17 protein-coding genes are annotated in these 23,533 nt (G+C 61.7%); 10 read left to right on the plus strand and 7 right to left on the minus strand.

Features of this window, described 5'->3' with window-relative positions; all coding sequences use genetic code 11:
* Positions 1-18: 18 nt before the first annotated feature.
* The 3 genes from PRZ03_RS21250 to PRZ03_RS23995 all read left to right on the plus strand — a co-directional run bounded on the left by PRZ03_RS21250 (position 19) and on the right by PRZ03_RS23995 (position 2,932).
* A complete protein-coding gene (locus PRZ03_RS21250; RefSeq protein ID WP_273602151.1) occupies positions 19-576 on the plus strand; it encodes a sugar O-acetyltransferase in 558 nt (185 codons plus the stop codon).
* Positions 577-637: 61 nt separating this feature from the next.
* On the plus strand, positions 638-1,417 hold the full coding sequence (locus PRZ03_RS21255) for a type III pantothenate kinase (protein ID WP_273602152.1): 780 nt from the start codon (positions 638-640) through the stop codon (positions 1,415-1,417).
* A gap of 543 nt (positions 1,418-1,960) precedes the next feature.
* The gene (locus tag PRZ03_RS23995) at positions 1,961-2,932 is read left to right on the plus strand and encodes a phosphatase PAP2 family protein (RefSeq protein ID WP_273602153.1); all 972 of its coding nucleotides are present in this window, start codon (positions 1,961-1,963) and stop codon (positions 2,930-2,932) included.
* Positions 2,933-3,163: 231 nt separating this feature from the next.
* Here the strand turns inward: PRZ03_RS23995 and PRZ03_RS21265 are convergent, their stop codons facing one another.
* Positions 3,164-4,741, minus strand: coding sequence for a winged helix-turn-helix domain-containing protein (locus PRZ03_RS21265; RefSeq protein ID WP_273602154.1), 1,578 nt, complete (start codon positions 4,739-4,741; stop codon positions 3,164-3,166).
* Positions 4,742-4,977: 236 nt separating this feature from the next.
* On the opposite strand from PRZ03_RS21265, the gene PRZ03_RS21270 reads away from it, so the two are divergent.
* A complete protein-coding gene (locus PRZ03_RS21270; protein ID WP_273602155.1) occupies positions 4,978-5,589 on the plus strand; it encodes a helix-turn-helix transcriptional regulator in 612 nt (203 codons plus the stop codon).
* A 209-nt stretch (positions 5,590-5,798) separates the two neighbouring features.
* Positions 5,799-6,281: a hypothetical protein gene (locus PRZ03_RS21275; protein WP_273602156.1), complete on the plus strand. Its 483-nt coding sequence runs from the start codon at positions 5,799-5,801 to the stop codon at positions 6,279-6,281.
* A 91-nt stretch (positions 6,282-6,372) separates the two neighbouring features.
* On the opposite strand, the gene PRZ03_RS21280 is transcribed toward PRZ03_RS21275, so the two are convergent.
* Complete coding sequence (locus PRZ03_RS21280) at positions 6,373-7,161, minus strand: potassium channel family protein (protein ID WP_273602157.1); 789 nt, start codon at positions 7,159-7,161, stop codon at positions 6,373-6,375.
* 182 nt (positions 7,162-7,343) lie between these two features.
* Here PRZ03_RS21280 and PRZ03_RS21285 point away from each other — a divergent pair, with 182 nt between their 5' ends.
* Positions 7,344-12,071 carry a beta strand repeat-containing protein gene (locus PRZ03_RS21285; RefSeq protein WP_273602158.1) on the plus strand — a complete coding sequence of 1,576 codons (4,728 nt, stop codon included), beginning with the start codon at positions 7,344-7,346 and terminating at the stop codon, positions 12,069-12,071.
* Here the strand turns inward: PRZ03_RS21285 and hslU are convergent.
* The 5 genes from hslU to PRZ03_RS21310 all read right to left on the minus strand — a co-directional run bounded on the left by hslU (position 12,061) and on the right by PRZ03_RS21310 (position 17,818).
* The gene (hslU, locus tag PRZ03_RS21290; RefSeq protein WP_273602159.1) at positions 12,061-13,383 is read right to left on the minus strand and encodes an ATP-dependent protease ATPase subunit HslU; all 1,323 of its coding nucleotides are present in this window, start codon (positions 13,381-13,383) and stop codon (positions 12,061-12,063) included. The two genes, PRZ03_RS21285 and hslU, sit on opposite strands and share 11 nt — an antisense overlap.
* On the minus strand, positions 13,380-13,943 hold the full coding sequence (gene hslV, locus PRZ03_RS21295; RefSeq protein ID WP_273602160.1) for an ATP-dependent protease subunit HslV: 564 nt from the start codon (positions 13,941-13,943) through the stop codon (positions 13,380-13,382). The genes hslU and hslV overlap by 4 nt, the downstream gene beginning before the upstream one ends.
* Positions 13,944-13,989: 46 nt before the next feature.
* Positions 13,990-15,816, minus strand: a complete 1,827-nt coding sequence (locus PRZ03_RS21300) for a hypothetical protein (RefSeq protein ID WP_273602161.1) — start codon at positions 15,814-15,816, stop codon at positions 13,990-13,992.
* A 78-nt stretch (positions 15,817-15,894) separates the two neighbouring features.
* Positions 15,895-16,614, minus strand: a complete 720-nt coding sequence (gene dksA, locus PRZ03_RS21305) for an RNA polymerase-binding protein DksA (protein ID WP_263534436.1) — start codon at positions 16,612-16,614, stop codon at positions 15,895-15,897.
* A 160-nt stretch (positions 16,615-16,774) separates the two neighbouring features.
* The gene (locus PRZ03_RS21310; RefSeq protein WP_273602162.1) at positions 16,775-17,818 is read right to left on the minus strand and encodes a CobW family GTP-binding protein; all 1,044 of its coding nucleotides are present in this window, start codon (positions 17,816-17,818) and stop codon (positions 16,775-16,777) included.
* 312 nt (positions 17,819-18,130) lie between these two features.
* Between PRZ03_RS21310 and PRZ03_RS21315 the strand changes: the two genes are divergently transcribed.
* From PRZ03_RS21315 to glyS, 4 genes are all read left to right on the plus strand, one after another.
* Complete coding sequence (locus PRZ03_RS21315; RefSeq protein ID WP_409993983.1) at positions 18,131-18,925, plus strand: HlyC/CorC family transporter; 795 nt, start codon at positions 18,131-18,133, stop codon at positions 18,923-18,925.
* Between the two features lie 10 nt (positions 18,926-18,935).
* A complete protein-coding gene (gene lnt / locus PRZ03_RS21320) occupies positions 18,936-20,417 on the plus strand; it encodes an apolipoprotein N-acyltransferase (RefSeq protein ID WP_273602163.1) in 1,482 nt (493 codons plus the stop codon).
* A gap of 62 nt (positions 20,418-20,479) precedes the next feature.
* Positions 20,480-21,397, plus strand: a complete 918-nt coding sequence (glyQ, locus tag PRZ03_RS21325) for a glycine--tRNA ligase subunit alpha (protein ID WP_263534439.1) — start codon at positions 20,480-20,482, stop codon at positions 21,395-21,397.
* A gap of 3 nt (positions 21,398-21,400) precedes the next feature.
* Positions 21,401-23,506 (plus strand): glycine--tRNA ligase subunit beta, encoded by a 2,106-nt coding sequence (gene glyS / locus PRZ03_RS21330; RefSeq protein WP_273602164.1) that lies wholly within the window; start codon positions 21,401-21,403, stop codon positions 23,504-23,506.
* Positions 23,507-23,533: the final 27 nt, after the last annotated feature.

Raw genomic sequence — 23,533 nt, forward strand, 5'->3', positions numbered from 1 at the left:
AGTTCCACTGGAGCTGACATGTTGAAAACCGAGAAAGAAAAAATGCTGGCCGGCGAGCTCTACAGCGGTGCCGACCTGCAGCTGGTGGGCGAGCGCCTGCGCGCCCGCGAGCTGTGCCGGGCTATTGCCGAGCTGTCGCCGCAGGCCCCTGAAGCTGAGCGCTCTGACTTGCTCAAGCAGCTGTTCGGCGCCGCCACCGACGCCTACATCACGCCGCCCTTCTTCTGCGACTATGGCCGCAATATCGAACTGGGCAAGGGCGTCTATTTCAACTTCAACTGTGTGCTGCTCGACGTCGCCAAGATCAGCATCGGCAACCATGTGCTGTTCGGCCCGGCGGTGCAAATCTATACCGCCAGCCATCCAATGGACGCGGCCGAGCGCCGTAGCGGCTTGGAGTTCGCCAAGCCCATCGCGATAGGCAACGATGTCTGGTTGGGTGGCGGCGTGATCGTCTGCCCCGGCGTCACGATAGGCGCCGGCTCGGTGATAGGCGCCGGCAGTGTGGTGCTGCGCGACATCCCGGCCGGGGTCTTCGCGGCCGGCAATCCTTGCCGGGTGATTCGCACGCTTTAGCCTGAGCTGGCCTTGAGCTGTTAGGCTGGCGGCCCTTGCCCGCTTTTAATCGCCCACACACATGAGCTTTTTGGCCATCGACATCGGTAACACTCGCCTCAAATGGGCGCTCTATGCTTCACCGCAGCCCGGCGCTGTGCTGCTTGCTCATGGTGCGGTGTTTCTGGAGACGATAGAGACCCTGGCCGACAGCGACTGGCGCGGCCTGCCGGCGCCGCACAGCGTGCTGGGCTGTAATGTGGCCGGTGACGCGGTGCGCCGGCGGGTCGAGGAACAGTTGGAGCTGTGGGATCAGGAGCCGCGTTGGGTGGTGTCGAGCGCGCACGCGGGCGGTGTCAGCAATGGCTACGACCACCCCGGTCGGCTTGGCGTTGACCGCTTCGTGGCGCTGATCGGCGCACGCTCCCATATGTTGCAGCGGGCTGTTGCGCCGGCGGGGCCGAGTGCGGCGCTGGTGGTGATGATTGGCACCGCAGTCACCGTGGACGCGCTGGATGCCGAAGGGCGTTTCTTGGGCGGCATGATCATGCCCGGCCACGGCATCATGTTGCGCGCGTTGGAAGGCGGCACCGCCGGCCTGCGCGTGCCCACCGGCGAGGTACGCGACTTCCCCACTAACACCTCAGATGCGCTGACCAGTGGCGGCACTTTTGCCATCACCGGCGCGATCGAGCGCATGCACAGGCATCTGGCGAAAAAAGTCGGCAGCTCGCCGCTAACGCTGATGACCGGCGGCGCCGCCTGGAAGGTCGCGCCGACGCTGGAAATCGAGCATGAGTTGATCGACTCCTTGATCTTCGACGGCATGCTGGCGTTGCAGTCGCACCGGCTGGCGCTTTAGTGGGCCGGCTTCGATCGTGTACTTGCGCGCTGTTGATGCGTTTTATGCCTGGCTAAAGTGGCTCATCGACAGGCCCGGCGGGCCCAATGCCCTCTGAAATGGCCAAATTCATCGGTCTACTTGTCTGCCTTCAAGTGCGCCGCACTACGCGGGTTGACGCGCCCTGGTCGGATCTGGCCGCCGAGAAAGTGCAGCATAGTCGGGTAGTTTGGTGCGAATCGGGGCACTCGCCTCACGGCTGTGGTGGCGCCAATCAGGACGGCGTTTTTTGCGCGCTTGAGTGGTGCAGCCTGGGCGCCTGAACCCCCGGGCGAGGTCATAGCGTGCGCGCATGCTGGGTTTGTTGCGCCACCGAGTCCCGACTGTGTTTTGCCGAGCTATCTGTGCGGTATCCGAATTAGGGAGGGACGACGGCGGCCTTCTGGGTAAACATGGAGCTCCGGCCTGTCTGCGCCGACGTCACGGACCAACCCAGGAAATGCCATGCCAAACAATGTTGCCGTACAAGCAAGTCATTCGCCCGCTCCACAGGAGCCTCCATTCGTGCCATGGTCCCAGAGCGGCTTTCCGCCCTATGGCGCCATTTCGCGGCACTACCGTATCGTCACCGACCATACCTTGGTGCCGGCCTATTTCAAGGTGGACGGGGCTGCTGCCAATGCGGCGCAGTGGCAGGGTTTTATCGATACGAATATGCGGGACATGAGTGACTTTCTGTGGCCCGAGTACGACCGCGCGCGAGGCGCCTGGGTCGGCGCTGCAATCGCCCAGATGGAATCGCTGACGCGTGCCGACCTTGATTTGATGGTCCAGTTGCGCGCGTTTCTTCCACGCGAGGCCGCGGTAGAAGTCATACCTGGCGGTGAGCCTGTCGGTCTTGCGCGCAGTCATCTGGATCTGTTCAAGGCCGAGGATGAATCGGCCAAGCCGACCTTGGCTGTCTATTTGCCCATGTTGAGTACTGATTTGCAGGCTCTAGTGACTTCGGCCGTTGGCGCCGAACTCGAAGGCTTTCCGCGCGCACACATTGCCTTCAAGCAGCGTTTTCAGCGCCCTCGACCCTATCAAATGAGTTTTTTGCTGGACCCGCCCGGAGCAACTTACGCCTATCAATTCGCCAGTTCGGCGGTGACGCCCTCGATGGTCAGCGGGCACTGTTTTTCGGGCATCCTGGCACGCGCCGGGGCCCTGGTCGCCAAGTTGGAGGAGCTTGAGGTGAGCCTGCATGCAGTGGCCTCCATGCAGCAATACATGGTCGATATCGGAGACCGCAGGGTGTTTGCGGGCGTGCACTATCCGAGCGACAACCTGGGATCTTGGTTTCTTTCGCTGCGGCTATGCAAGCATTTGTTCGGCGGCGCCGGGCAAGTGGCCAAGGACTTGATCTGGCAGGCCATCAGCGAGCGCAGCATTGTTTTCAAAGCGATGAACGCCGCAGTGCAAGCCTCGGCGCGAAGCCCGTTTGCCGAACCGATGCGACGCCTTAGAGTCGAAGCGGCTCTGCCCGTGACGTGATGAGGCAGGTGCCTTGCTGCCACTGTTCGGCGCATCAAACCGCGCCCTTGACGCCATGGCGTCGGTGCGAATCCTCGGGATAGCACTCGGCATCCCTGCGGTTTACGCACAGCTGAAGTGGCTCAGCCGTGGGGCCGGTGGACCTCATTGCCCACTGAAGGGCCAATTTCATCGGTCTTCTTGAGTGCCTCCTGGTGCGCAGCACGATAATGGCCGCTCAGCGAGCGAAGCCTAGGCTGGTAGCCCCGCCTGCCGCAAGGCGGCCAAAAGTCGTTCATGGTGCGGGCTTTGAAGCGGATACCAAAGGCCGAATTCCGAGACCTTGAAGTCGGGCTCTCTTTGCAAGAAGCTGGCGCCGCAGGCGCGCGCACCGTCAAGATCGCCGGCCAGGGCGCGAGCCGCAATCAGCAGTCTCGCTGCAGCTCTGTAGCGGGGGTTCAGTCGGAGCGCTTTGTCCAGCCACAGCACGGCTTCGTCGTACTTTTCGCTCACCATGCAGGCCAGACCATGGGTGGTGCAAAAAGTAAACGCGAAGGGGTCAAATGGACTCAGATCCAGGGCGTTGAGAACCCGCTCAATAGCCTCAGCGCCGCGCCCGAGATAGGCCAAGGTCGTGGCGCTGCGCGCCCATGCAACCGCGCTGTTCGGATTGATGCTCAGCGCTTGTTCGAACATGTCGAGCGCCACGCTGAAGCGCTTGAACAAAAAAGACATGGTGTGGCCCGCAATCGCGAGCGCCCAAGCATCCCTGGGGTCGAGTTCGATGGCGCGGTAGGCGTGGTACTGCGCCATTTCGCGGTCCGTTTGCGCCTGCAGAGATCGACCCTCGCCAATGCGCATGCTCAGCCACCACGATAGATTGGCATGGGCCTGTGCAAACTGCGGATCTAGCGCAACCGCTCGTTCGAAGCAAGGGCCTGCGTCTTCGAAAGCGCGCTCGCCCTCGCTGTACATCAGGTGCAGACCCTTGAGCATTGAGTCGTAGGAGTCCAACTTGCCCGTTGGTCTGGAGCGAACATCGTTGAGTTCCACCGAACGGATGCAGGGGTCTATGGCCGCCGTGATCTTGCTGGAAATGCGCGCTTGCAACTTGAATAGCTCATCTTGCTGGCCCTCAAAGCGCTCTGCCCAGAGCACTTGACCGAGCTGGCAGTCGGACAGCTCCGCTCCAATGCGCAAACGATGGCCCTGCCTGCGTACCGTGCCGTCAAGCAAATACCGCACGCCCAGTTCTTGGGCAATGTCGACGAGCCGTTTTGTCTGAGAGCGCAAGTGCAGGGTGGAGCCTCGTGAGATCACGAAAAAGTGCCTGTTCAGAGCCAGGTTGGTGATGATCTCTTCGGTGATGCCATCGCCGAAATACCTCTCCGCGTGGCCGCCGTCAGATTCGAAGGGCAGTACCGCGATGCGGGGCTGCTTGCTTGCAGAAGGCGGGTGCAGTTCGTCTATGCCTGGGTGTGATGGCGAGGCGCTGGAGGGAGATGTCGATCTGGAGTCAGGATCAGCGCCGCTACTTTCACAAGCCAGCGTGAATCGATAACCCCTGCCGGCTACGGTACATACCGAGTCTCGCCCCAATACGCGGCGGATGGCAGATATCTGCACCGAGAGGTTGTTGTCCTCCACAACTAAATTGCCCCAGCCCAGCTCCATCAATTCGGCCTTGGAAACCACTCGATGGCGTCTATCGATCAGCGCAGAAAGGACGTCAAACGCGCGGGCGCCGAGCGTAAGCGTCTGCCCGCCTTCACGCAGTACCCGCTCTTGGGGCCTCAACTCAAAACTGCCGAATCGGATGTTGGGATCCACACATGTCCTTCTGTAGAACGCCACAGCCACCCAATTAATCGGCGACCACGCGCATTAAACGCGTAAGAGCCGCGTGAGGCCTGGTAGCCAAGGAGCATGACATCCAAGTCACAAGTTAGGGGGAGGCGTCGACAAATTAGGAAAATTTAGCAAAGTTTAAGCCCGTCTGATTGTCGCCTTGAAACGGTTCGGTCAGAGTTGAACTTGTGTTAGCAATCAATCAGGGCGGCGTTCTCATGTTGAAGACAAGCGACATAAAGGCAGAGGTCGGCCAAGTCGCAAGAATCCTTGGCGGCTTGCCGCAACCGTTGATGGTCTTGCAAGACGATGGCAGTTTGGTCTATGTCAATCCCCGGGCCGAGCAGGTGTTCGACGGCAGGCATGCTTGGCAACTCAATGGGCGATTGATGCATCTGGGCCAATTGGACGCGCAGACCCTGGTTTGCTTGCTGGGACGAGCATTGTGTGGCCCTGTCGATGTGGCGCTTTGGTTCAGCCCTGGCTTGATGACCGGCTGGCTGCATTTGGCGAAGTTGGGATCAGAACTCGCGCAAGCCGGCGAATGGGGGCCAGACAATCTCCTGCTGACCTTGCACATCGATCAGCCCCAACTGAGCCAAAGCGCCCGCTTGGAGGCGCTTTGCCACCAATACCGGATCAGCAATACCGAGCGCTATGTGCTCATGCTCTTGGCAGACGGCCAGGTGGTGGATTCGGTCGCTCGCCAGCTTGACATTCAAGTCAGTACCCTGCGCACGCATGTGCGTCATTTGCTGGAAAAAACCCACGCAACATCGCTGATGCAATTGCTGTGCTGGCTTGGAAGTGCCGCCGCAGCGCCGCGCTGACGGGGGCGCGACCCTAGCCGGATCTGGTCTGGCCCGGTGCGCCACGATGGGCGCGTTCTGTCGGGACTGGCGCGCAATGCGCAGCGATTTAGCAACTTTTTGGAGAGCTTTATCCCTGCGTTGACTACGCTTGTTTTGGGTCTGACAGAAGCACTGTGTGCAAGCGCAGCGTTCTGTAGGGCCGACTCGTCAATCCACAGGAGAATGTCATGAACAAGCTGTCAAATTACCCCGCACGCATATTGCTGGGACTTGCATTGCCCTTAGTTTCCTCGCTGGCTCTGGCGCAGACCGCAACGCCAGCGGATTTGGGCCGGGTCGACGTGAGCGGCGCCGCCCATACACCCTTGGTGAAGTTCAATGTCAGCCAAGTTTGCCCAGGCATCGCGGCTGAACTGCAAGAGTCATTGCAAGGAATGGCATGGCGGTACGGTGACTTGCCTGCAACTCGTATTGATTTCAAGATCGCCGGCAATCAGATCAGCGAAGTCAAGGCGCCGTTTGGCGACATTGATGCATCGAAGCCGGTCAAAAAAGCTGTGAGGCGCTTGCACTGCGAGGGTACGCCCGGCGTGGTCGAAAAATATGCCTTTATCCTCCAGTTTGTCGAGGACGATATAGGCAGGTCCGAAACCGCAATGACTCAGCAAGGGCAGGGAAGAATTGCTGCCGTGACCTTGATCGGTCGGTGAGTCCTTGTTTCGCGGGCGCAAGCCCGCCCGCGAGCGTCATCCCCTTTGCAGCAAACCGCATGGATGGATCGATTCCTTGGTCCTGGGGGGACTATTCGCGCTCGATGCGGCGCAGCTCTTGCTTTAGCGCCGCCAACTCCTCATGCACGCTGCGCAGCTGTGCGTGCATATCTCTGAGGATGTCTTGCTCCATGCGGCGCTCCGAGCTTTCGACCCAGAAAGACGCGATCGCTGCCGTCACCAGCGACAGCACTGCATAACCCAGCAACACGACAAAGACCGAGAAAATCTTGGCAGCCGGCGTGGTCGGCACGATGTCGCCATAACCCACTGTTGCGGCGGTCGTAAAGGCCAGCCAAAGCCCATCGCCGAGGCTGTGTACGCGCGGCTCCAAGGCCCAGAAACCGACGCCGCAAAAAAACAGCACCAGCATCGCCAGCGCCAGCAAATAGCCCAGCCCCCCGCGCGTGACCCAGAATTTGATCGCCCAGGCCATATGCACCAGGGTCAGCATGGCGACGAATAGGCGCAGGCCCAGTGCCAGCTGCGAATGCACACTGGGCGGCAGGAGCGCGGCAGCGACCAAGCCGACGGCCAGCACCAGATCCATCGCATTGCTCCGCAGGTATTGGCGGGGATGGCTGAGTTGGCTGGCCACCAGGCTCAGTGACAGCACGATCAGCCCGGCCGCGCCCAAATAGATGGCCACGGCCAGCGGCGTCGGCAGGTTCTCAAGCAGCTCGATGTAGAAGGCCGGAATGGTGCATAGCAGGCCAATCAAGACCGGCCAGCGCCAGCGCTTTTCAGTGCGCAGAGCGGCGGCATTCATGGCAGGCGGGCGGGCCAGCCCCCAACTGCGGGTGCTTAGACGGTGAGGCATGGCGCTAGCCTACTTCAAAGTGGTGTGCGACCCTTGACTTGGGACAAGTTCGCGCTTGTCGTCCGCAGCTTCGCAGTTTCGCAGCGCACCCCCCTAGGTTGGCATCGATCATCAAGTTTGTGGAGCGCAAATCCTCCTCGCCTCGGTACAAAGGCCGCTGAATCAAACACCTAGGAGTTGCTATGCATGCACTGAAGACACCGGCAGTTCGCCAAGACCTGAATCCCAAGCGCCTGTGCCTCGCGCTGACTCACGCGGCGGTTTTATTGCTGAGCGGCCCTGCCGCGCAGGCGGCGGTGACGGTGACGGGGCCGTATTGGTTGGTGCCCTGGGACCCGATCGTTTTGGGGCCGGGCGATATTGATTTGACCAATAGTTGGTTGGTCATCGGTTCCGGTGCTGCGGGCAGTTTTTCAGCAACGGCCGGGTCGCAGGTCAAACTGGGTGGTTTGGCGTTGGCGTCAGCCGGGGGCTCGGCGAGCGGCTTGATCGACGGCATAGGCACGCGGGTTGAACTGCATTTCGGCGCCAATCAAGGGCGCTTGGACGTGGGCCACTTTGGATCGGCCGAACTGACGGTCTCGGGTGGGGCGGTCGTAGCCGGCAGGGTCAACAGTGCGGCCTGCGCGCTTGGGGGGTGCTACAACCAGGTCGGCAGCACGGCCGGCTCGACCGGTATCTTGAACATCACCGGTGCGGGCAGCCAGGTCAGCTTGCTGGGCAGCTTCAGCGTCGGCAACATCTACGCCGATAAGGGCTTTGGAGTGCCCGGAGCAGATGTTCATGGCCATGTGAGTATCTTGAACGGCGGCGTGCTGACGACCGATGAGGCATCGCTGGGCAATAGTTATCTCGGCCCAGCTTCGCTGGGCACCGAGCGCAGCTTTGCCGCGGTGAAGATCCAAGGATCAGACTCGCGCTGGCATGTGACGGGCGGCACGGCTGATGGCCGCGAGGCATGGTTCAATATGGCCAACGGCTCGCGCAGCAATGCCGACGTCTCCATGAGCGATGGTGGACGGCTGGACATTGAATCGGTGGCTGGTCGCAATTACGGCATGCGTGTCGGCAATGGCGGCACCGCTACCTTGACGGTCACTGGCAAGGACTCGCAGCTCACGCTGAGCGGTGACGCCGACCGTGGTTTTCTTCATATCGCCGAAGGCGGCGGCGCAGGCGTGCTGAGCATCGAGAACGGCGGCACGCTGAGCAGCACGGCGCGGTGGGTACAAGTGGGCTTGAACGGTGGTGATGGCAAATTCATCGTTACCGGGCCGAAAAGCACGGCAAGTTTTGCCAGTTCGTCCGGCATCACCATCGGGAATGCCGCAACGGGCGACGTGCAGGTCTTGGACGGTGCCACGCTGGCGGCCGGGCAACTCAATATTGCATCCCGCCAAGGCAATGGCAAGCTGCTGCTGACGGGCGCTGGTAGCCAGATCAAGCTCGACGCCGTCGGCATGCACCGGCTGATGGTCGGCGACTGGGGGCAGGGCATCATGGAGGTGTCCGGCGGCGCGCTGCTGGAAGCGAGCGGCAATGCGGTGGCGTGCAAAGGACAGTGGTGCGGCTCCATCATTGGCCAAACGGCCGGCAGTGACGCCAAGTTCACCGTGACCGGCGCGGGCTCGCGCGCCAGCTTTATCAATGACTTGCAGATCGGCAATATCTATGTCTGGGCCCAGGCGTCCGACGGCTGGACCAATGGCACGCCCGGTGGCGTTACACATGCGAGCGTCAGGGTCCTGGATGGCGCCCAGCTTGAATCTGACACTGTCCATGTTGGCGGCTGGATAGGCCAGCCGGCCGCGACGGGGGGCGAGCGCAGCGTTTCTTCGCTGCTGGTAAGCGGCGCCGGCTCCTTATGGCGAGTCAATGGCAGCGAGCAAGACGGCCGCGATGCCTGGGTCGGCACTGGCAGCCATGCCCGTGCCAGCGCCGATTGGCAGATCCTGCAAGGCGGGCAGCTCTTGCTGGACGCGCCGGCCGGACGCAACGCGAGTCTCAATCTCAGTGACGGCGGCGGCCAGACCGATTTATTGATCAGCGACACCGGCTCGGCATTGAACCTGAAGGGGGAAAGGGCCAACATCTCGATTGCCAGCAGTGCTGGAGGCAAGGCGACGTTGACGGTGCAAAACGGGGCGACGGCGAGCCTGCTTGGCCTTGCCGATAGCCATATGCAGATCGGCGGCAATAGCGGGCAAGGTGTGCTGAAGGTCTTGTCGGGTGGGCAGGTCAGCGGTGCGCGTTCCTTGAATGTGGGCGGGCCTGCTGGCGCGGGCGGCGAGCAGGGGCGCGGCGATGTGTTCGTCGACGGCGTAGGTTCGCGCCTGACGCTGATGGATGGTCAATCGACGCTGCGCGTTGGTGAGCGTGGGCTGGGTCAGTTGTCTGTCAGTGGCTGCGGCTTGGTCAGCACGGGCAATATTGAACTCGGCATGGCGCCGGGCAGCCAAGGTACGCTGAACATCAGCGGCGCCGGGTCCAAATTGGAGTTGGCGGCCGTGAACACGCATAGGCTGTACTTGGGCACCGGCTCGGTGACGGTGGCCGCGGGCGGCGAGTTGGATGGCAAGCTCAACGCGAGTGCTTGCAATGGCGGCGTCTGGTGCGCGACGCTGGTCGGCGCCAATGCGGGCGCTAACGCCAGCTTGACGGTGACCGGCGCGGGCTCGAAGGCGAGCTTTCTGGGCCATTTTCAAGTGGGACGGGCCGAGTTGGCGCTGCCGCCGTTTGATGGCTGGACCGAGGGCACGCCGGGCGGTGCCACGGTGGCGACGGTAAGGGTTCTGGACGGCGGGTTGTTGCAGACCGATCATGTCAGCGCCGGGCTAGGAACCTTCAGCCTGGGTGCGACCGGCTCGGAAAGTGCTTTGGTGAATCTGAGCATCAAGGGGAAGGGGTCCACCTGGGCCATCACTGGGGGCGACACGGATGCCTATTTCAACACGCAAGTTTGGAATGCTAAGAATTCCAGCGTCAATCTGAACATCAGCGATGGCGGCAAGATGAAGCTGCTGGCGCCGATGGGTATGGGCGCCTACATGAACTTGTCTGCGATGAATGGTGACACCCAAGTCAATATCAGCGGCAAGGGCTCCAGCCTGGATTTCGTTTCTGATTCCTTTTCATTTTTGGGTCTGGGCAGCTATCAAGGCCGGGCGACGATGACGCTAAGTGACGGGGCTCGTATGACCGGCTTGAATGACTTGACTCTGGGATGGAATCAAGGTCAGGGCAGTTTGACCCTCGACGGCGCGGGCACCGCACTCGAGCTTGGTGCGGATGCTTACATCAGCATTGGGCAAGGGGGTCAGGGGCAAATCAATGTCAATCATGGGGCCAAGATTTTTGATTCCAGTGGGCACGGCGGATTTCTTGATGTGGGCTTCGGCAGAAGCAATGGCCTTGCTCCTGGCTCGGGCAGCGTCAACATTAGCGGCGCCGGCAGCGAGATACATCTGCATTCGCTGTCCTCTATCTCGGCGGATGGCACTGAAGAGGGGTACAACCCCTATGCAAGATTTGGCTACCGAGGTGATGGGCGTCTGAGCATCACCGCCGGAGGCAGTATGGTGTTGCAGGGTGACGCCGTCTCTACAGTGGCAGACCCTAGGCTGACCACTCTGCTGGTGGGCGCCGGCCGAGCGGTTGGTTTGGGCGTGAGCACTGGCATGGCACAGGTGAATGGTGTCAATTCGCGCTTGCAAGTCATAGGCAGCGACGCTCTTATTGCCCTTGGCCAAGGCGAGGGCGGTTTCGGCCAGATGCAGGTCTTGGATCAAGCTCAAGTAGAAACCACGGTTTTGAAGGTCGGCGCTGGTGGCGGCACCGGCAGCCTGCTGGTGGACAAGGCGCAAGTCAATCTGAGTGGGCAATGGACCAGCAGCGACAGCCATGCGGCGCTGGTGGTGGGTGCGGGTGCAGGCTCTAGCGGCCAAGTGCAACTCGCAAATGGCGCTCTGGTGCTGATTTCAAATCCAGGCGCCCAAGGCGCTTCAATGACGCTGGGCGGCAGCAAGCATCAGGATCAGGGCGCGGGCAGTCTGAGCATGGTCAGCGGTTCGCAGATCAAGCTGGAAGCGGCGCCGGGACTGGCGACGGTCAATGTCGGCCGCAGCGGCGTTGGCATCGCCAGCCTTGATGGCGGCAGTAGTCTCGATGTCGGCGACGGGGTCCTCTATATCGGGCGCCTAACCGGCTCGGTCGGGGTGATGACCTTGGCCGGCGGCTCCTCGGTGAAAGCCGGCTACGTGGGCGTGGGCAGCATGCCGGGCGTGGACGGCGGTGTGGGTACTTTGATCGTCAATGACAGCACGCTGAGCACGTCAACGCTGGAGATTGGCGCCAAGGGCTTTGTCGGCGGCAACGGTTTTTTGAACGCGGGCAGCATCGTCAATCGCGGCGTCTTCAGCCCCGGCAATTCGCCCGGCACCTTGACGCTGGGCGGCTCGTTCACCAACCAGGCCGGGGGGCGCTTGGTGCTGGAGGTGCAAGCCAAGGGGACGGGCGGCTTTGACATTGACCAGCTGATCTTCGGCGATGCGGCTGCCATCGATCTGAGCGGGCTGCAGATCAGCTTCAAGTTCTTGGGCAATACCGATCCGAATGCCTTCCAGAGCAGCGGCGGCTTTCAGATCGATAACTTCTTGCACCGCAGCAGCGGCGCAGGGCTCGACGATGCGCTGTTCCAGAAGGTTAGCTTCTCGGCCAGCTCGGATGTCTACCACTTCCAGAGCTTCAGCTTTACGGCGGCCGGCGGCGCAGTATTTGTGGCGCAGGCGGTGCCTGAACCCGGTACTTGGCTGATGCTGCTGGGCGGCCTGGTGTGGATTGGCAGTCTGGCCCGCCGCAGACGGGGCGGGCCGACCAGCAGGCGGCCGCGCAGCGCTTGGTTCAGAGAATAAACCGCGACAAATCCTCGTTCTTCGCCAACTCGCCCAACTTGGCGTCGACCTCGGCTGCGCTCAGTTTGACCGTCTGACCGGCCAGATTGGGCGCATCGAAGCTGATTTCGTCGAGCAGCCGCTCCATCACCGTGGCCAGCCGCCGTGCACCGATGTTCTCGGTGCGCTCGTTGACCTCGAAGGCGATCTCGGCCAGGCGTCGAATGCCGTCTGCGCTCAACTCCAGCGTCACGTTTTCGGTCGCCAGCAGCGCCTGATATTGCTTGACCAGGCTGGCATGGGTGCTGCACAGAATCGCCTCGAAGTCGTCGACCGACAGCGAACTCAGTTCGACCCGGATCGGGAAGCGGCCCTGCAACTCGGGGATCAGATCACTTGGCTTGCTCAAGTGGAATGCGCCAGAGGCGATGAAGAGCATATGGTCGGTCTTGACCATGCCGTATTTGGTGTTGACTGTCGTGCCTTCGACCAGCGGCAGCAGGTCACGCTGCACGCCCTGACGTGAAACCTCAGCGGAGCCAGAGTCCGAGCGCGAGCAGACCTTATCGATCTCGTCGATGAAGACGATGCCCATCTCCTGCGCGCTGTGCAGCGCGGCGGCCTTGATCTCGTCCTCGTTCAGTAGCTTGGCCGCTTCTTCTTCGACCAGATGCTTGATCGCGTCGGCGATCTTCAGCTTGCGAGTCTTTTTCTTGCCCGCGCTCATTTGCGAGAACATGCCCTTGAGCTGCTCGGCCATTTCTTCCATGCCGGGCTGGCCCATGGGGCCGAGGATTTCCATCGTCGGCTTGGCCTCGAGGAGATCGATCTCGATCTCTTTGTCGGCCATCGCGCCTTCGCGCAAGCGCTTGCGCATGATCTGGCGGGCGGTGTTGTCTGCCTCGTTTGTGGTTGAACTGCCGGGCACCAGGATGTCCAGCACGCGGTCCTCAGCGGCGTCTTCGGCTCTCACACGCTGGCGTTTCATCTGCAGCTCGCGTTCCTGCTTGACGGCCATGTCGATCAGGTCACGGATGATGGAGTCAACATCCTTGCCGACATAGCCGACCTCGGTGAACTTGGTTGCTTCGACCTTGATGAAGGGTGCGCCGGCGAGCTTGGCCAGGCGGCGAGCGATCTCGGTCTTGCCGACGCCGGTGGGGCCAATCATCAGGATGTTCTTGGGCGTGATCTCAGCCCGCAGCTTTTCATCGACCTGCTGACGACGCCAGCGGTTGCGCATCGCGATCGCCACCGCGCGTTTGGCCGCGTTTTGGCCGACGATGTGCTGGTCGAGTTCGGAGACGATCTCCTGAGGAGTCATTGAGCTCATTCGAGAATCTCGATGGTGTGGTTCTGATTGGTGTAAATGCACAGATCGCCGGCAATTTCCAGCGATTGCTTGACGATGTCGGCGGCGCTTAACTCGCTGTGCTTGAGCAGCGCACGGGCGGCGGCTTGCGCGTAGGCGCCGCCGGAGCCGATTGCCGCGATGCCCAACTCGGGCTCCAGCACATCGCCGTTGCCGGTGATGATCAAGGAGGCGCTGCGGTCGGCAACGACCAGCATCGCCTCCAAACGGCGCAGCACGCGGTCGGTGCGCCAATCCTTGGTCAACTCGACGGCAGCGCGGGTCAGATGGCCCTGATGTTTTTCAAGCTTGGCTTCGAAGCGTTCGAACAAGGTGAAAGCGTCGGCGGTAGCGCCCGCAAAACCGGCCAGCACCTGGTCGCGGTGCAGCTTGCGTACCTTGCGGGCGCTTGCCTTGACGACGATGGTGCCCAGGGTGACCTGGCCATCGCCGCCAATGGCGACCTGCATGCCGCCATTGGCCGTCGGGCGCCGCACACTGATGATGGTGGTGCCGTGAAAGAGGGGAGATTGTTGGTCCATAGCGGCTCCAGATGAGGCCAATCTGCCCGGGTTCAAGCCAGAACTTCTACAGCTGGCGCACCTTGATCTTGGCATGCTCGTTGATGCCCATGGCGACAAAGAACAGGGCCACCAAACGATGCGCGTCAGTGAAGCTGACGCTGCGGTTCTCGCTGCGGCGGCTCAATACCCAATTGAGCAAGTCGCCGGCGGCCATGAAGTCGAGGCGGATCAACTTCGGGCAATTGATGTTGATCTGGGTCGCCGCGCCCAGTTTGGCGCTCATCAAACTCAAGGTGTCCGAGATGTCGCCGCTGAGTTGGCCATGCAATTCCAGTTCGAGGCTGGTGGGCAGGGGGGGCAACTCGCTGATCTGGGTTTCCATAAAGCGGGTCGAGGGCTGTAGGGACACCGTGTTTGTCGCGGGGCCCATGGTCGACATGCCTGCACTGCTGATACGCACCCGGCAATTGCTGCGCTCCCAGCTCGGCGGTGAAACCTCGTAGGTCACGCAATAGTCGATGGCGACTTCATCGAACTGGTCTGGGCGGTTGACCAGGCGCAGGGCTTCAAGGCGCAGCATCCACAGGGCGGGGTCTGCATCCCGCATGCCGACCGGGGCCATCTCGCTGAGCAGTTGCAAGAACGCGTCTCCGGCCAACCAGCGCATATCGACCTGCTGCAGCGCCCAGCTGCGGAACAAGTCGCGCAAGAGGCCGCAGGCCTCAATGTCCAATTTTTGCAACGGAGCCCAGTCCAGGACCCAGGGCATGGGCATGTTCTGGCAGCGCTTGCTGAGTTGATGGACCGATTCCGCGATCAGGTACTCGGGCGCGGTCCAGCTGACACCTTCGGATGCGCCCATCGGTGCACGTACGGCCCGGGCCGCTTCGGCCGCCAGCTTGGGCATCGAATACCACTGCGGCGCAGACAAGCCGAACAGTCGCGCATAGTCCAGCGCCAAAGCTTCGAACTTGGCTTGTTGGCCGGTGGCGCGGAACAGGTCAAACAAGACCAGCCAAGTCTCACCTTGCAGATTGCGCGGCCCGCCGGGTCGCACCAGGCTGTTCAAGGCGTTCTCGCAAGTCTCGTAGTCGGCATTGGCGAAGGCAATCACGGCCTCGTCGAGCTCTGGATCATGTTGCACCTCGCGCAACTCCGGCATCGCTTGCCCTGCGACCCTGAAGCTGAGCGGCGGCGCGGCTGTATCGGCCTTCACTGACTCCATGGCCTTTTTGGGCGTTTCGGTCGCAGATGCCAGCGTGCCCGAGGAAGTCATCTCCAGCGGCGGCAAATCTTTGATGGCCGGCAAGACGCTGGCCTTGGCATCGGACAGTGGCGACATGCCTGCGCCCATCACAAGGGCGGCCTGCGCTGGCGCTGAGTCCATGCGTTCCATCTCCGCCGCCGAGGCGAATTCGCTCACTCGCGGCGCAGCAGGCTCCGGCGTGGTGGTGGTGGCGAAATGCGCCGGCGTGGTGCTGGTTTCGTAAAACCGTTGGGTATGCGGGACCTGGGGCTCGGTGGTGACATAACCTTCGCCGGCCATTTGCTGCTCGATTTCGTCGATCTTGGCCTTCACGCCTAGATCGATTTTCGAGTTCAGCTCGCTGATTCGTTCAACCTCGTCCAAGCGAGAATTTGATGAGCCCAAGATCGCCAGTTGCTCGGGCGTCAAGCCCTCGCGGCGGATGCGCCGCAGCATATCAAGCTCGCGTTTGCGGACGAAGTCGTTGCGCCGCTTGCGATCCACCATGGCGCGCAACTCGGCCTTGGCCTGATCGCCTTCGGGGTCGTCTTGGCGAGAGTTGATCTCGGCCCATTCGGTGGTCGGATTGGCCACAAAGCGCGCGACCTTGCGGAAAAAACCTTCACCGTCTTTCGGTTCTGTCATGCGCGCGCAACCTGCTTTGGACTTGAACTGGGGCCGCTGACCCGAGGCCGCTCAAGCTGAGCGGCCCGGCATTGCTGATCAGTCTCCGAACATCTTTTGCTTCATCTCGCGGCGCTGCTGCGCTTCGAGTGACAGCGAGGCGGTCGGGCGGGCGATCAAACGGCCCAGGCCGATGGGCTCGCCGGTCTCGTCGCAATAGCCGTACTCGCCATTGTCCAGGCGGGCCAGCGACTGGATGATCTTCTTCAGCAGCTTGCGCTCGCGGTCGCGCGTGCGCAATTCCAGCGCATGCTCTTCTTCGATGGTGGCGCGGTCGGCCGGGTCCGGCACGATGGAGGTGTCTTCACGCAGATGCTCGGTGGTTTCGCCGGCGTTCGACAAAACGCCGTTCTTCAACTCGGTCAGCTTGGTGCGGAAAAACTCGATCTGCTTGGGACCCATGTACTCGGTTTCTGGCATGGCCAGCACTTCGGCATCGGTCAATTCAGCGCCAGTCTTGGACTTCCAGGCGTTGACCAGCTTGGGGTCGGACTTGGCGGCGGTGCGGGGGCTTTCAATCACGGGCGTATTCATCTGTCTGGTGGGCGGCTTCGGGGGGGCGAATCGGTCAGCGAAGCGGCTGTTTCCGGTCGGCGGGGGGCTGTCCTCGATGCTGGCAAGGGCGGGCTGATCGGCGGCCTCGGTCTTGGCCTTGGATGAGGCCTTGCCTGCCTTGATGGCGGGACGAGACTCGGCTCCAGCCTGGGTAGGCTCAAGCTCGGTCGCAACGGCGGGTTTTGGGGCCTGGGTCTTGCTCACGGTTCTCTCCTCGCACTTACATCCCTGACCGGCAGCTTCTCGAAGCTACCAAGCCAGATATCAATCGGGACCAGCTTTGTTCGCATTTTGGGCGCCGCGCATTGTAGTCACGAACCTGCGACGCCCGGCATGTCAATCTACGAAGTTTGACCGCTTTCGCTCAGGCCAAACAGCCTTCCATACCTTGCAACAAAATTTCTTTCGGCAGATCGATGCCGATGAAAACCATTTTGCTCGCCTTTTTCTCACCCGGCATCCATTTCGGTCCCAGATCCGAGCCCATCAATTGATGGACCCCCTGAAAAATCACACGCTTGTCCGTGCCTTTCATGTACAGCACGCCTTTGTAGCGCAGCATCTTGGGACCGTAGACCTGCACGATGGCGCCCAAAAAGTCTTCCAACTTGGCGGGGTTGAAGGGCTTGTCCGACTTGAAGACAAAGGACTTCACATCATCGTCATGCACATGGTGGTGCGGGTGGTCGCAATGCTCGCCATGTTCATGGTCGTGGTCGTGGTCATGCGGAGCCTCAATGGTCAAGAAGTCAGGGTCGATCTCTAACTTGGCATTCAGATTGAAGCCGCGCAGATCGAATACCTTGGACAAGGCCACTTCGCCGAAATGAGCCTGCTGCTGCGGCGCACGCGGGTTCATGTGCTTGATCCGGTGCGACAGTGCCGCGACGGCTTCCGGCAGCGCCAGATCAGCCTTGCTGATGAAGATCTGGTCGGCAAAGCCGATCTGGCGGCGTGCTTCCTGGCGGGTATTGAGTTGCTCTTCGGCGTGCACCGCGTCGACCAGGGTCAGAATCGAGTCGAGCAAATAGCTTTCGGCGATCTCGTCGTCCATGAAGAAGGTCTGCGCCACGGGGCCGGGGTCAGCCAGGCCGGTGGTTTCAATGACGACGCGCTCAAATTTGAGTTCGCCTTTGCGCCGTTTGGCTGCCAGGTCGGACAGCGTGGTGCGCAAGTCCTCGCGGATCGTGCAGCAGACGCAGCCGTTATTCATCTGGATGATCTGCTCCTCGGTGTCGGCGACGAGGATTTCGGTGTCGATGTCTTCTTCGCCGAATTCATTTTCGATCACGGCGATCTTCTGGCCATGGGCCTCGGTCAAGATGCGCTTGAGCAAGGTGGTTTTGCCTGAGCCGAGGAAGCCCGTCAGGATGGTGACGGGGATGAGACCTTTTTGTGGATTTGACATGGTGAGCGGGCTTGGAAGCAGGGAATTCAGGTAAATGACGCTAGTCGGCAATATGGGGGCGGGTGACTGTCATGCAAGAGGCTCGTCATGTCAATCGGTTATTCTGCAAGCCTGTGCAACTACGACACGCCCGTCCCAGTGTCTGACCCTCATCCTATAAAGCCTCCTCATCGAGGGGGCCAAAAACATGCCGCGTCTGAACGCCCCCAGGCCGACGACGTGCGTCGTCCGCCCCCCGAGGGGGGCAAGAAAGCTCGGGGCGGCCCTTCGCTTTCTTCCGCGCGCAGCCAGACTCGCAATCTGTTCGAGCGCATGTTCGAGTTTCTCCATCCCGGCCCGGACTCCAAGTCCGAACTGATGGAGACCCTGGCCGAGGCCGAGCAGCGTGAGTTGATCGAGCCGGAATCGCTGCAAATGCTCGAAGGCGTGCTGCGCATGGCCGAGCTCAGCGCCGGTGACGCGATGGTAGCCGCGCCCCGCATGGACTTGCTGGACATCGACGCCCCTTACGAAGAACTGCTCGCCAGCGTGATCGAAGCCGGCCATTCACGCTTCCCCGTGTTTGATGGTCAGCGTGACAACATCATCGGCATCTTGTTGGCCAAAGACTTGTTGAAAATTCAGCGGGCGCCTGAACTGAACTTGCGCGCGTTGCTGCGGCCGGCCAGTTTTGTGCCGGAAAGCAAGGGTTTGAACGAGTTGCTGCGCGACTTTCGCTCCAACCGCAACCATCTGGCCATCGTTGTCGATGAGTTCGGCAACAACGCCGGCCTGATCACCATCGAGGATGTGCTGGAAGAAATCGTCGGCGAAATCGAGGATGAATTCGACGACAAGGACGGTGAATCCAGCATTTACACCTTGGCCGATGGCAGCCAGCGCGTCGCCGGTGACACCACGATCGCGGCAGTCAATCAGTCATTCGAAGTGAACTTCTCTGAGGAGGACTTTGACACCATCGGCGGACTGATCGCCCAGCATCATGGCCGGGTGCCCAGGCGCGGTGAGGCCGTCGAGGTTGGCGGTCTGCGCTTTTCGGTGATGTTGACCCGGGGCGGCTCGGTGCGCTGGTTCAAGGTCACCCGCGCCGACAAGCCTGCAGCTTGACCCTCCGCCGATGCGCCTGAGATTTGCCGGCCCGCTGGCGCTGCTTGCCGGCTTGGCCCACACCGCCGCCTTCGCGCCGCTGGAGGCCTGGTACTTGCAGCTGTTCGCGCTGGCACTGTTGGCGCGACTCACCCTGGGCGCGACACCGCGCCGGGCGGCCTGCCTGGGCGGCTTGTTTGGCTTGGCTTGGTTGGGCTCGGGTGTTTGGTGGATCCATGTCAGCCTGCATCAGTTCGGCCATCTTCCCTGGCTCTTGGCCGCGATCGCTGTGCTCGGGTTGGCGGCGTTTTTGGCCTGCTATTACGCCGCCACCATGGCCTTGGCCGCTTGGCTCTTGCCGGCGGGCGCGCGGCCATTCGGCCGCATCAGCGTGTGGGCGGCCTGCTGGCTGCTGGCCGAGTTGGGCCGCGCGACGCTGCTGACCGGCTTTCCCTGGTTGGCCTCCGGCTATGCCCACACGGTCGGGCCCTTGGCGGCTTGGGCGCCTTGGGTTGGTGTTTACGGCATCACGGCGCTGGCGGCCTTAAGCGCAGCGGCGCTTGGCTTGGCCTCAACGGGTTTGAGCCTACAGCTCTGGCGGCCGGTCGCTTTGATGGCGCTTGTGCTGGCCGTGGGTACGCAGTTGCCGCAGGATTTCAGCGTCAGCACCGGCAACTTGCGGGTCAGTCTGTTGCAGCCCAATGTGCGGCAGGATCAAAAATTTGACCGTGAACTGATGGACGCGAATCTGGAGCGACTGGCGCTGCAGATCGAGTCGGCGCAGGGCCAGGTCATCGTCACGCCCGAGTCGGTGGTGCCGCTGCCGCTGGACTATCTGGACGCCGTCTTCCTCCAGCGCATGGAGCGGGTGGCGCAGCAGCGGCCGCTCTTGCTGGGCAGTTTCTTGGGCAATGAGCGGGTGGGCTATGTCAACTCACTGGTGGGTTTTGGCGGGCCGCAGGCTTATGACTACGGCAAGCGGCATTTGCTGCCCTTTGGCGAGTTCATACCGCCCGGCTTTCATTGGTTTGTGAGCGCTTTGCAAATTCCCTTGGACGACCAAGCGCGCGGCCAGCATCAGCGCAGCTTCGATGTGGCGGGTCAGCGGCTGCGGCCCCTGATTTGCTATGAAGACCTGTTCGGTGAGGACTTCGTCAGCAGTGTGGTGGGCGAGCAGTCCGCCACGGTGTTAGTCAATGCCAGCAATCTGGCCTGGTTCGGGACCTTGATGGTGCAAGACCAGCACCTGCAGTTCTCGCAGATGCGCGCGCTGGAGTTTCAGCGCCCGGTGGTGCGCTCCACCAATACCGGCGCGACCGCCGTGGTGGACCATCGCGGCCGCGTCACCGCAAGGTTGGCGCCGGCCACAGCCGGTGTGCTCGAGGCTGAGGTCGAGGGCCGCAGTGGCAGCACGCCTTATGCGCGCTGGCTACAGGCTTTTGGACTTTGGCCTTTGTGGCTTGCAATCGCTGTCGTGCTGGGCCTGGCGGGCTGGCGTCGCCGCGCCTCGTAGAATCGGGCGCAATACCCGTCCATCACGGGCGGCTTTTCTCAATTACCGGCTATGAAAACAATATGCTGAGCTTCCAGCAAATCATTCTGACCTTGCAGGACTACTGGTCCAAGCAAGGCTGCGCACTGTTGCAACCCTTCGATATGGAAGTCGGCGCCGGCACCAGCCACACCGCGACTTTTTTGCGTGCGATCGGCCCTGAGCCCTGGAAGGCCGCCTATGTGCAGCCCAGCCGCCGGCCCAAGGATGGCCGCTACGGCGAAAACCCGAACCGCCTGCAGCATTACTACCAGTACCAGGTCGTGCTCAAGCCGGCCCCGGCCAATATTTTGGAGCTCTATCTGGGCTCTTTGGAAGCGCTGGGTTTCGATCTGAAGAAGAACGATGTGCGTTTCGTGGAAGACGACTGGGAAAACCCGACCCTGGGTTGTTGGGGTCTGGGCTGGGAGGTCTGGCTCAACGGCATGGAGGTGACGCAGTTCACTTACTTCCAGCAGGTCGGAGGCATCGACTGCAAGCCCATCACTGGCGAGATCACCTACGGTCTGGAGCGGCTGGCCATGTATTTGCAGGGCGTCGAGTCGGTCTATGACCTCGAATACACGCCTGGCTTGAAATACGGCGATGTGTTCCATCAGAACGAAGTCGAGCAATCGACCTATAACTTCGAGCACAGTGACGTCGATTTTCTGCTGACCGCGTTTGCGGCGCATGAGAAGCAATCCAAGCATCTGATGGAGCAGCAACTGGCGCTGCCGGCCTATGAGCAGTTGCTCAAGGCCGGCCACAGCTTCAACCTGCTGGACGCGCGCGGCGCGATCAGCGTGACCGAACGTGCAGCCTATATCGGCCGGATCCGCAATCTGGCGCGAGCCGTGGCACAGGGCTATCTGGACAGCCGTGCCCGTCTGGGTTTCCCGATGGCCTTGAAAGAGCGTGCCGCTGAAGTGCTGGCGCAGATTGAAAAGAAAGCCGCCTGAGCCATGACTGCCCACCAGAATTTATTGATCGAGTTGTTCGTCGAAGAGCTGCCGCCGAAGGCGCTTAAAAAGCTCGGCGAGTCTTTTTCCAGCGTGTTGGTCGAGAGCCTGAAGGCCCAAGGTCTGGTCGGGCCTGCGGCCGTGGCCACGGCCATTGCTTCGCCACGCCGCCTTGGCCTGCATTTGAGCGATGTGTCGCCCAAGGCCGCCGATCGCGCCGTGCAGCAAAAGCTGATGCCGGTGGCCGTGGCCTTGACGGCGGATGGTCAGGCGACGCCGGCGCTGCTGAAGAAGCTCGCCAGCGTGGGCGCCGATGCCTCTGCTTTGCCGCAGCTCAAGCGGGCGATGGACGGTAAGGCTGAGGCCTTGTTCCTCGATCTGCTGCTGCCTGGCGCCAGTTTGGCCGAGGGCTTGCAAAAGGCCTTGGATGAGACCTTGGCCAAGCTGCCCATCCCCAAGGTGATGACTTATCAGCTCAGCGACGGCTGGACCGATGTGAAATTTGTGCGCCCGGCCCATGGCATCGTGGCCTTGCACGGCAGCGATGTGGTCGAGATTCAAGCTTTGGGTCTGAGCTCGGGCCGCAGCACACGTGGCCATCGCTTTGAGTCCCAGCTTGAGAACCTGACGATTGAGAGCGCAGACAGCTATAGCGCGCAGCTGCGCGAACAGGGCGCCGTGGTCGCCGGCTTTGCCGAGCGCCGCGCTGAAATAAGTCGTCAGCTGGACGCTGCCGCTGCGCGCCAGGGCCTGAAGCCGATTAGCGACGAGGCCTTGCTGGACGAGGTGACCGGTTTGGTCGAGCGCCCCAATGTGCTGAGCTGCTTGTTCGAGGCCGAGTTCCTGGCGGTGCCGCAGGAATGCTTGATTTTGACCATGAAGGCGAACCAGAAATACTTCCCGCTGCTGGACGCTGAGAACAAGCTGACCAACCAGTTCCTGGTCGTCAGCAATATCAGCCCCGGCGACACCAGCGCGGTGATTCAGGGCAATGAGCGGGTGGTGCGCCCACGCTTGGCCGATGCCAAGTTCTTCTTCGATCAAGACCGCAAGAAGACGCTGGCCTCGCGGGTGGCTGGCCTTGCCAAGGTTGTGTACCACGGCAAGTTGGGCAGCCAGGGTGACCGGGTCGAGCGTGTACGTGCGATCGCCTGTGCCATCGCCGCGCAGTTGGGCGGCGGTGCTCTGACCGCGCAGGTTGATCAGGCCGCGCAGCTGGCCAAGTCTGATTTGTTGACCGATATGGTCGGTGAGTTCCCCGAGTTGCAAGGCATCATGGGCGGCTATTACGCTCGCCATGACGGTTTGAGCGAGGCGGTCGCTTTCGCGATTGAAGACCATTACAAGCCCCGCTTTGCCGGCGACGATTTGCCTCGCAATGAGGTTGGTTTGGTGGTGGCGCTGGCCGACAAGCTGGAGACCCTGGTCGGCATGTTCGGCATCGGCCAGCTGCCGACCGGCGACAAAGACCCCTTTGCCTTGCGCCGCCATGCCTTGGGCTTGGTGCGCATGCTGAGCGAGCGTGCTGCCGGCCTGAGTCTGGATGCCTTGATCGCAGCGGCGCTGCCGGCTTTTGGCACCTTGATCAAGGACCCGAGCGTGGCCTTGAGCGAATTCATCTTTGACCGCCTGTCTGGCTCCTTGCGCGAGCAGGGCTATAGCGCGCAAGAGGTGGACGCGGTGCTGGCTTTGCGCCCGCAGCGCCTGGCCGATGTGTCAGCGCGCTTGGGCGCGGTGCGTGCTTTTGCCGCGTTGCCCGAGGCCGCTTCGCTGGCTGCTGCCAACAAGCGCATTGGCAATATCTTGAAGAAGAGCGAGCAGGCTGTTGAGGCGCGCGTGGATGCGGCGCTGCTGCAAGAGCCGGCCGAGAAGGAGCTGGCCGGCGCCTTGGCGCAGGTGCAAGCCTTGAGCGATGCCTTCTTCCATAACGGCGAATATGCAGCGTCTCTGCGCGAGCTGGCGACGCTGCGGGCGCCGGTCGATGCCTTCTTTGAGGGCGTGATGGTGAACGCCGAGGACGCGGCCCTGCGCGCCAATCGCTTAGGCCTGCTGAAGACCTTGCACGAGGCGATGAACCGGGTCGCCGATCTGTCTCGCCTGGCCAGCTGAAGCCGCCACTGAAGCACGACAAGGACG

Origin of the sequence: Roseateles albus (assembly GCF_028595345.1) — a bacterium.
Classification (GTDB): Bacteria; Pseudomonadota; Gammaproteobacteria; order Burkholderiales; family Burkholderiaceae_C; genus Paucibacter_A; species Paucibacter_A albus.

What these genes read in the sequence shown, in the direction of transcription:
- PRZ03_RS21255 (WP_273602152.1), top strand. Translation starts at nt 638, where the DNA reads ATGAGCTTTTTGGCCATCGACATCGGTAACACTCGCCTCAAATGGGCG.
- PRZ03_RS21275 (WP_273602156.1), top strand. Translation starts at nt 5,799, where the DNA reads ATGAACAAGCTGTCAAATTACCCCGCACGCATATTGCTGGGACTTGCA.
- PRZ03_RS21315 (WP_409993983.1), top strand. Translation starts at nt 18,131, where the DNA reads ATGTTCGAGTTTCTCCATCCCGGCCCGGACTCCAAGTCCGAACTGATG.
- hslU (WP_273602159.1), bottom strand. Translation starts at nt 13,383, where the DNA reads ATGAGCTCAATGACTCCTCAGGAGATCGTCTCCGAACTCGACCAGCAC.
- PRZ03_RS21285 (WP_273602158.1), top strand. Translation starts at nt 7,344, where the DNA reads ATGCATGCACTGAAGACACCGGCAGTTCGCCAAGACCTGAATCCCAAG.
- PRZ03_RS21250 (WP_273602151.1), top strand. Translation starts at nt 19, where the DNA reads ATGTTGAAAACCGAGAAAGAAAAAATGCTGGCCGGCGAGCTCTACAGC.
- PRZ03_RS21300 (WP_273602161.1), bottom strand. Translation starts at nt 15,816, where the DNA reads ATGACAGAACCGAAAGACGGTGAAGGTTTTTTCCGCAAGGTCGCGCGC.
- hslV (WP_273602160.1), bottom strand. Translation starts at nt 13,943, where the DNA reads ATGGACCAACAATCTCCCCTCTTTCACGGCACCACCATCATCAGTGTG.
- glyQ (WP_263534439.1), top strand. Translation starts at nt 20,480, where the DNA reads ATGCTGAGCTTCCAGCAAATCATTCTGACCTTGCAGGACTACTGGTCC.
- PRZ03_RS21310 (WP_273602162.1), bottom strand. Translation starts at nt 17,818, where the DNA reads ATGTCAAATCCACAAAAAGGTCTCATCCCCGTCACCATCCTGACGGGC.
- glyS (WP_273602164.1), top strand. Translation starts at nt 21,401, where the DNA reads ATGACTGCCCACCAGAATTTATTGATCGAGTTGTTCGTCGAAGAGCTG.
- PRZ03_RS21270 (WP_273602155.1), top strand. Translation starts at nt 4,978, where the DNA reads ATGTTGAAGACAAGCGACATAAAGGCAGAGGTCGGCCAAGTCGCAAGA.
- PRZ03_RS21280 (WP_273602157.1), bottom strand. Translation starts at nt 7,161, where the DNA reads ATGCCTCACCGTCTAAGCACCCGCAGTTGGGGGCTGGCCCGCCCGCCT.
- lnt (WP_273602163.1), top strand. Translation starts at nt 18,936, where the DNA reads ATGCGCCTGAGATTTGCCGGCCCGCTGGCGCTGCTTGCCGGCTTGGCC.